10 protein-coding genes are annotated in these 11,961 nt (G+C 63.1%); 6 read left to right on the top strand and 4 right to left on the bottom strand.

Annotated features, from left to right (window positions below; genetic code table 11):
- Positions 1-40 precede the first annotated feature (40 nt).
- From DXK94_RS10590 to DXK94_RS10580, 3 genes are all read right to left on the bottom strand, one after another.
- The gene (locus tag DXK94_RS10590) at positions 41-976 is read right to left on the bottom strand and encodes a flavin reductase (protein ID WP_115524947.1); all 936 of its coding nucleotides are present in this window, start codon (positions 974-976) and stop codon (positions 41-43) included.
- 334 nt (positions 977-1,310) lie between these two features.
- Positions 1,311-2,990, bottom strand: a complete 1,680-nt coding sequence (locus DXK94_RS10585) for a BCCT family transporter (protein WP_115524946.1) — start codon at positions 2,988-2,990, stop codon at positions 1,311-1,313.
- Positions 2,991-3,112: 122 nt separating this feature from the next.
- Positions 3,113-4,063 carry a flavin reductase gene (locus DXK94_RS10580; RefSeq protein ID WP_115524945.1) on the bottom strand — a complete coding sequence of 317 codons (951 nt, stop codon included), beginning with the start codon at positions 4,061-4,063 and terminating at the stop codon, positions 3,113-3,115.
- Between the two features lie 117 nt (positions 4,064-4,180).
- On the opposite strand from DXK94_RS10580, the gene DXK94_RS10575 reads away from it, so the two are divergent.
- The 6 genes from DXK94_RS10575 (at position 4,181) to DXK94_RS10550 (ending at position 9,810) form a co-directional block, all read left to right on the top strand.
- The gene (locus tag DXK94_RS10575) at positions 4,181-4,882 is read left to right on the top strand and encodes a GntR family transcriptional regulator (RefSeq protein ID WP_115524944.1); all 702 of its coding nucleotides are present in this window, start codon (positions 4,181-4,183) and stop codon (positions 4,880-4,882) included.
- Positions 4,883-5,035: 153 nt separating this feature from the next.
- Positions 5,036-5,713 (top strand): amino acid synthesis family protein, encoded by a 678-nt coding sequence (locus DXK94_RS10570; protein ID WP_181884800.1) that lies wholly within the window; start codon positions 5,036-5,038, stop codon positions 5,711-5,713.
- On the top strand, positions 5,710-6,261 hold the full coding sequence (locus DXK94_RS10565; RefSeq protein WP_079598216.1) for an amino acid synthesis family protein: 552 nt from the start codon (positions 5,710-5,712) through the stop codon (positions 6,259-6,261). The genes DXK94_RS10570 and DXK94_RS10565 overlap by 4 nt, the downstream gene beginning before the upstream one ends.
- Positions 6,258-6,998, top strand: a complete 741-nt coding sequence (locus DXK94_RS10560; protein WP_115524943.1) for an alpha/beta fold hydrolase — start codon at positions 6,258-6,260, stop codon at positions 6,996-6,998. The genes DXK94_RS10565 and DXK94_RS10560 overlap by 4 nt, the downstream gene beginning before the upstream one ends.
- On the top strand, positions 6,995-8,476 hold the full coding sequence (locus DXK94_RS10555; RefSeq protein ID WP_115524942.1) for an aldehyde dehydrogenase: 1,482 nt from the start codon (positions 6,995-6,997) through the stop codon (positions 8,474-8,476). Before DXK94_RS10560 ends, DXK94_RS10555 begins: the two co-directional genes overlap by 4 nt.
- 11 nt (positions 8,477-8,487) lie before the next feature.
- A complete protein-coding gene (locus DXK94_RS10550; RefSeq protein WP_115524941.1) occupies positions 8,488-9,810 on the top strand; it encodes an LLM class flavin-dependent oxidoreductase in 1,323 nt (440 codons plus the stop codon).
- Positions 9,811-10,511: 701 nt separating this feature from the next.
- Here the strand turns inward: DXK94_RS10550 and DXK94_RS10545 are convergent.
- Positions 10,512-11,921: an MFS transporter gene (locus tag DXK94_RS10545; RefSeq protein WP_115524940.1), complete on the bottom strand. Its 1,410-nt coding sequence runs from the start codon at positions 11,919-11,921 to the stop codon at positions 10,512-10,514.
- Positions 11,922-11,961 lie beyond the last annotated feature (40 nt).

Here is an 11,961-nt window from a genome sequence, read left to right as displayed (position 1 = left end):
GGCTGGTGCCTGTCGGAGGGTGGTCAGCCGCGCCGGCCTTTTAGAGTTCGGCGAGTTCAGCGCCGTCGAAGAACCGTCCCGCCTTGTAGACCATAGGTGTTGTGTTGCTGGTTTCAGCGTGGCGGACCCGGCAGATGAAGACTGTGTGGGTCTTCGCCTGGAACCGTTCCTGGATTTCTGCTTCCAGGGAAGCTGCCGAGCCGTCCAGCAGGGGACTTCCGTTGGGGCCTTCGTGCCAGTTCAGTTCGGCGAACTTGTTGGGTGCCTTGGAGGCGAAAACCTTGACGGTGTCCAACTGTTCGGTGCCAAGGATGTTGATGCCAAGGTGGCTGGAGGAGAAGAGAGCCGAGTAGGTGCTTGAGGTCTTCTGGACACAGACGAGCACCAGGGGCGGCTCGAGGGAAACCGAGCAGTACGAGTTGGCTGCCAGTCCCTTCGGGGTGTCGCCTTCCTTGGTGGTCACGACTGTGACGCCGGTGATGAACTGGCGGTTGAAGGACTTCATCAGGTCCGGGTCCAGTTCCAGGAAGTCCTCCCCCTCAGAGGCTGGTGTTGCGATGCCCCGCAGGGGCCTGATGCCGAGGCCGGCAAGCAATTCGCTGCCGTCCCAGGTCACAGACTCCGTAAGGATCTTTCCGTTTTCAAGGATGAGGATGTTCGAACCGCGGGTCTGCACGGTCAGTCCCGTTGCGGGAACCCCGAGGTATTCATTGGTGTGGGAGCCGGTGGACGTCCAGAAGACGGCGACCGTGCCGTCTCCTTCGACGACGTCATCGACCGTGGTGCGCAGGTCGGGAAAGGCTTCCCGAACGCCTGCGATCTCCGACTTGAGGCCAGCAAGATCAACGGTAGCGCCCGTCGCCTTGCTGGTGCGGGTGTAACCCGGCGCTACCAAGCCGTCAAGGGCATCAAGGTCGCCCTTGTCCCAGGCTGCCAGCCACGCCGATGTGATGAGCGGTTCCAAGGTCTGTTGCATACCAAGAACGGTAATCCAGCTCACAAGCAAAGGTCAAGCGGGATAGAGAAAGTCCGCGAATTCCTCGAAATACTTGGTTTTTCGCCTTTGTGACATCACCCAAGTGACCTGTCTGATGCATACAACAGGGGCTCTAATGCATGCAAGATGACCTCAGCTCTCGTCCAGATCCGCCCGAAGGTGGACACCTGGGTCTCCTTTGAAGAAAACAATTTCGCTCGCAGAGGGCATGGCGGCAGCGCCCACGCGCTGTAGGCGGTGCTCCTGGGGATCTGGAAGTTAAAGGGGTGTCGGCGGGAGAGGTGCTCCCGCCGACACCGGTTTGTCAGTCGTGCTAAGCCTCACGCTTGAGGATGCGGCTGAGGTCCCGCTGGGTCAGGGCGCGGGTCCCCTCGAACTGGGGGTCTTTCCTGAGTTCCACCACCAGGCCGTAACCGAGGAGGGCGACGATCACGGTGAACGGGAGTGCCGACAGCATGGCTGCCTGCTGGAGCGCCCCCAGGCCTCCGACGATGAGGAGCACCACGGCGCACAGGCCGGTGAGCAGGCCCCAGGTTGTCAGAACCGGCTTGGTGGGCTTGAGTGTTCCGCGGGAGGACATCATGCTGAGCACGAAGGTGTTCGCGTCGGCGCCGGAGACGAAGTACATCACCACCAGGAAGATCGCCACCACGGAGGTGATGCCGGATAGCGGGAGCTCAGCGAGGGTGGCGAAGAACGCCGAGTTGACGTCCTCCAGCGCCGCGGCACCGATCTGGCCGCCGTTATCCATGTCGAACTTGATTGCCGAGCCGCCGAAGATGGTGAACCAGGCGAAGAACACGACGCTCGGAACGATCATGACGCCCGCGATGAACTGCCGCACAGTGCGTCCCCTGGAGATCTTGGCGAGGAAGACCCCCACGAAGGCGCCCCAGCTCAGCCACCAGGCCATCATGAAGTAGGTCCACCACTGCATCCACTGGACGTCGTCGGGCGTGCTTGGCGTCAGCAGGCTCACCGCGAAGAATTCGGAGAAGTACTGACCGAGGGAGCGGAAGAACAGGTTTGAGATGAAGTTGGTGGGTCCGGTGAACAGGACGAAGAGGGCCAGGCCGGCAGAGAGGACCATGGTGCCCTGGCTCAGGTACTTGATGCCGCGGTGGACGCCGGAGAGCGCGGAGAGCGTGAAGATCACCGTGATGACGGCGATGATCAGGATCTGGCCCACAAGGCTGGAGGGAATGCCGAACACCCGGTCCACCCCCTCGCCGATCTGTGAGGCGCCGAGCCCAAGGGACGTGGTTGTTCCGAAGAGGGTGGCGATGATGGCGAAGATGTCGATCATCTTGCCGAACCAGCCGTCCACCAGTTTGCCGAAGACCGGCCGCAGCATCGGCGAGACCAGCCCGGCGTTGTTGCGGCGGTGTGTGGAGTAGGCGATGGCGAGGCCGAAGACCCCGAACACGGCCCAGGCGTGCGGACCCCAGTCGAAGTAGGAGAACTGCATGGCCCGGACGGCGGCTTCCATGGTGCCGGTCTCGGCGAGGCCGTGGGGCGGGGAAGCGAAGTGCGAGATGGGCTCGGCGACGCCGTAGCTGATGAGGCCGATGCCCATGACCGCGGAGAGGATCATCGCAAGCCAGGACCAGGTGCTGAAGTCGGGTTTTGCGTCGTCGGCGCCGAGGCGGATGGTTCCGAACCTGCTGATGCCGATGTAGATGAGCAGACCGATGCAGCCCAGGGTTACGACGAGGTAGCTCCAGCCGACGCTTTCAGCGACCCAGTTCATTGCTGCGGTCATGACGGCGCTCAGGTTTTCGGGGGCCAATGATGCCCAGGCGGTGAACGCGCCGATAAGTCCTACGGATGTCCAGAAGACTGCCCCGGGCCGGTGGCGGAGGCGGTCGGCTTTGGCCATCGGGGTTTCGGTTGCCTGCTCAGGGGCAGCTGGGGAGTGCGGTGCCTTGCTGTTGTCGCCCATGCCGGGGGATGTTTCATCCATCAGATCCTCGGCAGTTTTGATGTGGGTCATGGGTGCTCCAGGTTGCAGTGGGCTGCATAGGTGTGGGTTGGGGAGGCCTCCGGGTGGAGGAGGTAGGCGCCCGGACATGTCCGTGGGGGCCGGCAGGTCCGGGCAGCCGATTGATGGTGCGCTCAGAGTTCTTCGAGGCGTGCGCCGTCAAAGAAGTGGCCTGCCTTGTAGATCATGGGGTCTACGTCTGCGACTTCAGCGTGCCGTACCCGGCCGACGAAGATGGTGTGGGTCTTTGCCTGGAAGCGTTCCTTGATCTCGGCCTCGAGCGAGGCGGCCGAGCCGTCGATCAGCGGCACACCGTGGGGGCCTGCGTGCCATTCCAGGTTGGCGAACTTATCGGGAGCCTTGGAAGCGAACGTTCGAACGGTGTCGTGCTGATTGTTGCTGAGGATATTGATCCCGAAGTGTTCCGACTGGAACAGTGCCGGGTAGGTAGACGACGTCTTCTGGACACACACCAGGACGAGCGGCGGGTCCAGCGAAATTGAAGCGTAGGAATTGGCCGCCAGGCCCCGGGGTTTGCCGTCTTCGTCGACGGTGGTCACAACCGTGACACCGGTAATGAACTGCCGATTGAAGCCCTTCATGACGTCCGCCGGAAGGTTGCCGGTCAATTCATCCACCAGCACATCCGGTGTTTCGTCCTCGAATGCCGAGTGGAGGGAGGGAACGCCCAGGTCGGCAAGGAGTTCGGCGGCGTCCCAGGTAACCCGCTCGTAAGCAATGCGGCCATCGCGCAGCGTGAGGGCGTTCGATCCACGGGTCTCCACCACGCGTCCTGTGGGCGGAACTCCACCCAATGGGTGCGTGAAGGTGCCGGTGGTTGTCCAGAAAATGGCTACATCGTCGCCGTCCGCGATGACCTTGTCGATGCGGGTGGTGAGGTCAGGGAATGCCGCCCTGACTTCGAGGATTTCCTGCTGAAGTTCCTTCAGGCCGGTGATCTTTTTCGTGCCGGCGCTCTCACGCTGGTAGTCGGCGGTGACGATTGCGTCGAAAGCACTGACGTCACCCTCGTCCCAGGCTGCGGTCCAAGCTGCGGTCAAGGTGTGGTTGATTGTCTGTTGCATGCCACAACGGTAAATCTAAGTGTGATCTAGGTCAATACTTTTCATAGAAAACCCCGAGCTGCAAGGAATCAGGCGGCGGTCTTGACGCCGGTCTTGTATGCAACGTAGGTTGGATGCATGCAAGAGACGCTTCAGGCAAAAACACAAGAGCAGGCGAATGGGAACCAGGGAAGCCTCCTGGATAAGCTGCGCAAGCTCGTTCTCAGCGGCGAGTACCCTCCAGGTGCTCCCCTTCCTGAGCTGTTCCTGGCCGAAGAGTTCGACGTGAGCAGGACACCGGTGCGGGAAGCGCTCAAGCAGCTGGAGAATGAGGGCCTGGTTGAAATACGTCCAAAGGTTGGAACCTTCGTCCGGATACCCACCCGGCGCGAGATTGTCGAACTGTTTCAGCTGAAGGAAAGCCTTGAGGGCCTGGCAGCCAGCCTGCTCGCCCGGCGCGGTCCCGTGCCGGAGCTGGACCGTCTCCAACGCAACATTGAGGCGTCAGAGGGCGCCGAGCGCCGGGGGGACAGCGCCAAGTATGCCGAACTGGTCCATGAGTTCCACTGGACCATCGTGAACGGCTCCGATAACTCAAAGCTCCGCGAGCACTACGGACGCCTCATGAACCAGCTTGCCTACCACCGGATTGTTCTGGAAACAGTTGAGCGTCCGGCCCGGATGCGGGCCTCCATCCGTGAGCATCAGTCGGTTCTCGAAGCGATCCTGGAAAAGGATCCCACCGGTGCCGAACTTGCGATGCGCGGCCACGTCAATGCCTCAAGCCTCGCTGCAGCCCGTATCGAGGCCCCCGAAGCATCCGACGTGGCCGGCAACTGACAATTTTGCTGGATCCATCCCTCGTGAAAGGGGTGGCCAGCGTGGCATTGCCGCCATACCAGCGAACCGCCTGCCTTTGCGGCGGAGAAACCGAAAGGACGTGCACTGTGTGCTCCCTGACTTCCCTTTCCTTCCCGTGGAAGGACCTGAACCATGTCTGATACAGCCCTGACTTCCCGTTCCGCTGACGGAACCGATGATCACCAGGCGCCCCTCATGGAAGAGCTTGCCCGGCAAGTTGGTGTCCGGAAGGTCACCGTGCTCACGGAAGAGCTCCTGCGCGACGGCCAGGGTTCCCTGCCCAGCAGTGTGACCAGGGCCGCCGCAGCCGCCATTGTCCGCAATCCCTGGGCCGGCTCCCCCGTCTCGAAGGATCTCGCCCCCGAGACCGAACGGATCGCTCCGGTACTCGCCAAGGTCCTCACCGACCGCCTCACCGCAGCACTGGGCGGGGCCGGCGAAATCGAGGCGTTCGGCAAGTCGGCCGTAGTGGGGCTGAACGGTGAGGTTGAGCACGCCGCGGCGCTGATCCACACCCCGTTCTTCGGCAACCTCGTCCGCGAGTTCCTCGAAGGCACGTCCATCCTGTCCTTCTCGGATGACCGTGCAGAACCGGGAACCTCCATTGCCGTGCCCATGTGGCACAAAGAGGCCGCCTCCACCCGCAGCCACTACCAAACCCTGACGCTAAGCCTTAGCGATGCGCCCCACCCGGATGAAATCGTCGTGATCGCCGCCGCTTCCACAGGCTCGCGACCGCATCCCCGCATTGGCGACCGAACAACTGACCGCCCCGTTACCGCTGAAATACTGGAGGGAATCCTGCCGTGAATATCCGCAAGATCGTAACTTTGTCCGAAGAAATCCTGACCGAGGGCGGCCGTCCCGTCACGCCCGGAGCCCGTGTCGCCGTCGCCGTCGCCGTCGTGGAAAACCCCTGGGCAGGCCAGGGCTTCGTCGAGGACCTCAGCCAGGGCATCGATGCAACAGCCTCCGACCTTGGCGCACTCCTTACTCCCAAGGTCATCGAGGCGCTTGGCGCCCCGGTGGAGGCCTACGGCAAAGCAGCCATTGTGGGCATCGAAGGGGAGGTGGAGCACGGCTCGGCACTGATCCACACACTTAAGTTCGGTGACCACTACCGCAAGGCCGCTTCCGCAACCACCCTGCTGCCCGCCGTCGAGAAACGCGCGCCGGCCGGCACCGTGTTCGACATCCCGATGAAGCACATCACGGATGCGACCATCCGCTCCCACCACCAGACCGTGGAGGTCAGGATCGCAGATGCTCCCCACCCCGGTGAGATCCTCATTGCCCTCGCGGCCTCCGCACAGGGCCGGCCGCAGGAGCGCCTGGCGCCCCTCTCCACAGAGCAATGACACACACGCAGGAAACTCCCGTTGCCCTCCTTCACGGGGTGGGCCTTGATGCGGCCATGTGGGCGCCCGTCCAGGAAGCGCTCGGGCGTGAGTCGATCGCCGTCGACCTGCCCGGGCACGGCCGGCAGCCGCCGCTGACGCAACCGGTCACCCTTAAAGACCTGGCCGACGACGTGCTGACGCGCCTCCCCGAACGATCCCACCTCGTGGGCTTCTCACTGGGCGCGCTGGTTGCGCAGTACATCGCGAGGTTCCATCCCGGCCGGGTCAAGACCCTCACCTGCGTGAGCTCGGTGTGCCAACGCACCGATGCCGAGCGCAGTGCGGTCAGCGCCCGGCTGGCATCGGCCGAAGCCGACTTCCCGGCAACGGTTGAGGCTTCGATAGAGCGCTGGTACTCAGGGACGGCCGTGCCCCAAAGCGTCGTGGACACGACCCGCCGGACCCTTGAGGCAAATGACGTCCAGTCCTTTATCCACGCCTACCGTGTCTTCGCCTTAGGGGATGGGGTGATCGGCAACGAGCTCAGCCACATCAAGGTGCCGGCGCTGGCCATCACCGGCGAGCATGACCCGGGGTCGACGCCGGAGATGACCAGGCGGCTCGCCGCAGCCATCCCCGGTGCGAAGGCCGTCGTCGTGCCGGGTGCGCGGCACATGCTCCCCGTCCAGGACGCTGACGTCCTGGCCCGGGCCATCAACGAGTTCATCAAAGATTCCGAAGGAGAACGCGCATGACTGTTCGACTCGAGCACTTCATCGGGGGCACCTGGTCTGCTCCCGCCGGCGGGGAATACTTCGCCAGCACCAACCCAGCAACACTCGAGGTCCTCTACGAGGCGGCCCGGGGAACCGAGGAGGACGTGCGCCGGGCCGTGGCAGCGGCGAAGACCGCGTTCCAGTCGCCGCTCTGGCGTGACCTCACGGCCACCAAGCGCGGCCACCTCCTGCGCCGCCTCGGTGACCTCATTGGCGAGCATGCCGAGGAGCTCGCCGAGCTTGAGACCCTGGACAATGGCAAGCTGCTGCGCGAGATGCGCGGCCAGCTCGCCGGCCTGCCGGAGTACCTGTACTACTACGCCGGGCTCGCGGACAAGGTCCAGGGCAGCCAGATCCCCACGAATTCACTCGCGATGCTTAACTACACCCAGCGGGAGCCGCTCGGCGTCGTCGGGGCCATCACGCCGTGGAACTCCCCGCTGACGCTGACCACCTCCAAGCTCGCCCCTGCCCTGGCTGCGGGCAACACCGTGGTCATCAAGCCCAGCGAGTACACCTCGCGGACCATCCTGCGCGTCGCCGAGCTGGCCTCGCAGGCCGGGTTCCCCGACGGCGTGGTGAACGTCGTCACCGGCTTCGGCCAGGAAGCAGGCGCTGCCTTGGTCAGCCACCCGGACCTGGCAAAGATTTCCTTCACGGGCTCGACGCAGACCGGAGCCCGCATCGCCGCGGAGACCGCGTCACGCTTCATCGGCTCCACCCTTGAACTGGGCGGCAAGAGCCCCAACATCGTGTTCGGCGACGCAGATGTCTCGAACGCCGCCATGGGTGTCATCGCCGGAATCTTCGCCGCAGCAGGCCAGACCTGCATCGCGGGCAGCCGGGTCTTTGCCCACCGCAGCGTCTACGACGAACTCGTTGAGCGCGTCACAGAACGGGCCGCCTCCATCATCATCGGTGACCCGCTCCTCGCCAACACCGAGCTCGGGCCCCTCGCCTTCGGCGCCCAGCTGGACAAGGTGAGCTCCTACGTCGACCTCGGCGTCAGCGAGGGTGCAACCGTCCGGACAGGAGGACGCCGGCCCCAGATCGACCTTCCGGGATACTTCTTCTCGCCGACTGTCCTTACCGACGTCGACAACTCCATGCGCGTAGTAAGGGAGGAAATCTTCGGCCCCGTCGCCGCGATCATGCCCTTCGACTCCGAGGACGAGGTGGTGGGCCTGGCCAACGACACCGAGTACGGCCTGGCCGCCGGCGTCTGGACCCAGAACCTCGCCCGCGCCCACCGCATGGCGCGCCGGCTTGAAGCAGGCACAGTGTGGGTCAACACCTACCGGGCCATGTCCCCGATGTCGCCCCGGCAGGGCTTCAAGAACTCGGGCGTGGGCATCGAGCACGGACTCGAGTCCATGCACGAATACACGCGGCTTAAGAGCATCTGGATCAATACCGACGAAGGTCCCGTGTCCGACCCATTCGTCCTGCGCAGCTGAAGGAGCCACCCATGCCACTCATCGAAGTCTCCATCGCCCGGGGCCGGACCCCGGAGCAGCTACGGGCACTCATCGCCGAACTGCACCGCGCGGCAGAAACCGCTGTGGGTGCGGTGCCCGACAACACCACCGTCATCATCCGCGAGATCGAGCATGAACACTGGTCCCGCGGCAACCAGACCATCGCCGAACGCAACGCAGCAGCCCTCCGGAGCTGTGGTCAACGAGGCACCGCAGAACGCCGCGGCAGAACAAAGGATTTAGTAATGCGCTTTTCACTCTTCGTCCACATGGAACGCTGGGACGAGTCCGTCTCGCACCAGGAATTGTTCGAGAACCTGACGGAACTGACGCTCATCGCGGAAGCCGGAGGATTCAGCACCGTCTGGATCGGTGAGCACCACTCCATGGAGTACACCATCTCTCCCAGTCCCATGCCCCAGCTCGCCTACCTGGCCGCCCGTACGTCCAGGATCCGGCTCGGTGCGGGCACCATCATCGCGCCGTTCTGGAACCCGCTCCGCGTTGCCGGCGAAACCGCGCTCCTGGACGTCATCAGCAACGGGCGCATGGAAGTGGGACTGGCCCGCGGCGCATACCAGTTCGAGTTCGACCGCCTGATGGGCGGCATGTCCGCGGTCGACGGCGGCAAGCACCTGCGCGAGCTCGTCCCGGCAGTGCGCAAGCTCTGGGAAGGTGACTACGCACACGACGGCGAGGTCTGGCAGTTCCCGACGTCCACCAGTGTCCCCAAGCCCATCCAGAAGCCCACCCCGCCGATGTGGATCGCGGCCCGCGACATCTCCTCGCACGAGTTCGCCGTGGCCAACGGCTGCAACGTGATGGTGACCCCGCTGATGAAGGGTGACGAGGAAGTCGAAGACCTCGCCAACAAGTTCAACACCGCTGTGGAGAACAACCCTGGCGTCCCCCGTCCGGACCTCATGGTGCTCCGCCACACGCACGTCCACTCTGAAGACGAGCCCGAGGGATGGCGGCGCCCAGCCGAGGCCATCCAAAAGTTCTACCGGACCTTCGATGCCTGGTTCGGCAACAAAACCACCCCGAAGAACGGCTTCCTCGAGCCCAGCCCTGAAGAGAAGTTCGCCGAGCGTCCGGAGTTCACGCCGGAATCGTTCCACAAGACGGCGATGATCGGAACGCCCAATGAGGTCATCGAACGTCTCCGCCACTACGAGGCACTCGGCGTAGACGAATTCAGCTTCTGGGCCGACAACAGCCTCACCCATGAAGAGAAGAAGCGCTCACTCGAACTCTTCATCGAACACGTCGTGCCCGCCTTCCAGGAACAGCCCGCCACCGCGGCACGCTAATGCCACGAAGGGGGTCAGCGTTCCCTTGACGGAAGAAGACGCCCGGCCGGGACTGCCCGGCCGGGCTCTTCGTGACGTCCCTAACCCCCCGATTCTGATTTGGCGGGACCTCGGCGGCCAAAACTGCGACAGACACCTTAGATCAGGCTGAACGAAAGTGAACCGAAGCTTTGTCCAACCAAGCAGTGCCGATATGGGCCATCCAGCGGGTCAATACAGTTCCGCGAAATGGCTCCCTTTTCGACCATTGCTGACACAGGGCACACCGTAACCTGACAACTGGAATTGATTCCCCACTCTGCCGTGAAGTAGAGGCATACAACCGCCAGCCACAGCCGGGAACAATTTTCCTAAGTTATCCACCGCTACTGCTGCCAGGGAGCTACCCCGACGGCTCCCCAATCCAAGTCGGGGATATCGTGAATTCACCCCAGCCATGGACGGACCAGAGTGGCCGCCAGTCCCGGCTGCGTGATCAGCAAGCGGCTTTGTGCCCGGCCAAGGCAGCTTGACGGATCTCCATATCGGCGCAGTTGAGTAGTTCCGTTAGTTGTGGAATAGACGTGTCTTTGCCCGATGGCCTTTTCAATGAAGACTCAGTACTGAACGTGGCCCTTGAGTTGGCGTCTCTCGGTCTGATCCGGCGTGCTGACGGCAAGTACCCGATGCGCGGTCCTGTCACCCAGGAGATAACCGGGTGGTCAGCCGGCAACGATAGGAGGGGCAAGGACTGGGCCTGCCTCTTCTTCCGAAGCCCCCGCTCCGGATTCCGCGCCGGTGCGCTTCGCTTCGGCTTTTAGGCCGCCGAGGGCGCCGAGGAGGACTGCGAGAGGTATGAGAAGCGCCAGGAAGATGGCTGAGAGGCCGAGGCCAGCACCTATCAGGGTGCCGCCAGCCGCTCCCCCGGCTGCCGAGCCAAGCCGGGCGCCGAGTTCTGTCATTCCGACACCGGTGCCGCGGACGGCCGTCGGATAAGCAGCCGCAGCGAGGATATTTCGTGTGGGGCCAAAACCTGTCGGCAGGATGAAGCCAGCGATCGTGAACAAGGGCAGCAATGTGGAAAAACCGGGGCTTGGGGTGAGAGCGATGACAAGGGTCATCGCGATGGACATTGCGAGGACGATACTGATAGTCAGGTAGCGGGATACCTTCGTCAAAATGGCCCCAAGGAGCAGTCCGCCAAGAACGCTGGAGAATCCGTATGCGCCTACGATTGTGCTGCTCTGCACCGTGTTGAGGCCGGGATCGGGCTGCTGAAGGAGAGTCGGAAGATACTGAGCGATCAGCAGTTGTGTGCCCAGGGAGAAGAACCCGAACACCCAGAGGAGCATCGTCGTGAGGGCGAAGCGTTTGGACAGAATGACTTTAAGTGCGTCCTTGTTCTCCCCCTTCGCCGGTGGCGTCAGATCGACATTGGCCAAGTCGACTTTTGGAGCGAGGTGCGCCAGTCCTTGTTTCGCTCTCTCGGTCGCCCCGCGGGCGGCATAGAAAGCAGGGGGTTCGGGCACGAGGAAAGCAAGCACAATGATGATGACGACAGGGGCCAGGCCGCCTGTAACGAGAAGCGCCCGCCAACCGCCAGTGGGTATGAGCAACCCGGCCAGTGTCGCACCAACCGTCGTCCCCAGTCCTACGCCTGCATATGCAGCGGCAACCATTGCTCCACGCCGCTTGGCGGGAACCAGATCAGCAAGGAGGGTGACACCGGTTGGCATCACTGCTCCAATACCGAAGCAAGCCAAGAGCCGCCACATGGTGAAGGCGGTGAAATCAGGAGATGTTGCCCCGAGCGCCGTAGCAATGGAGAAGAGGGCGGCGGCGCTTATCAACACTGTCTTTCGTCCGAACAAATCTGCAAGACGACCGGCGACGATCGCGCCGATGCCCATGGTGACGAAGCCGGCGGTTACAACGAGGGTGATGCCGCCGCCGACGGAGACACCCCATTCCTTGACGAGCGATGGGAAAGTGTGGCTGATAAGTGTAACTTCCATCCCATCTGCCAGAAGGATGAGGGTGATTAGGGTGAAGTAGACCCAGTGGCGCCACGTTAGGCCGACGGAGTCGGTGAATGAAGACAAGCCCTGCTTTGCTTCGGGGGATGCGGTCATAATCCAATGAACCTCTCTGTTCAACGGTCTCGCTGGTCGC

The sequence above is a fragment of the Arthrobacter sp. RT-1 genome, assembly GCF_003367205.1.
Taxonomy (GTDB): Bacteria; Actinomycetota; Actinomycetes; order Actinomycetales; family Micrococcaceae; genus Arthrobacter.
This window is presented reverse-complemented; position numbering and strand designations above follow the sequence as displayed.